A 258-nucleotide genomic window follows, 5' to 3' on the forward strand; every position below is an offset into this window, starting at 1 on the left:
ACTCAGGGAATCGATTTTTCTTTCTCTTCCTCCGGGTACTAAGATGTTTCAGTTCTCCGGGTCTACCATCTGACATGCTATGAATTCACATGTCGATAACACGACATAACTCGTGTTGGGTTCCCCCATTCGGAAATCTCTGGATCACAGCTTACTTACAGCTCCCCAAAGCATATCGTCGTTAGTAACGTCCTTCATCGGCTTCTAGTGCCAAGGCATTCACCGTGCGCCCTTAATAACTTAATCTAGTTATTAATC

Annotated in this window: 1 rRNA gene; it reads right to left on the reverse strand. The window is 44.6% G+C overall.

From position 1 onward, the window contains the following. Positions 1-246 (reverse strand): 23S ribosomal RNA (locus APS80_RS10385); the annotation flags it as partial. Between the last annotated feature and the right edge of the window lie 12 nt (positions 247-258).

Origin of the sequence: Staphylococcus auricularis, from assembly GCF_001500315.1 — a bacterium.
In the GTDB taxonomy this organism is placed as follows: Bacteria; Bacillota; Bacilli; order Staphylococcales; family Staphylococcaceae; genus Staphylococcus; species Staphylococcus auricularis.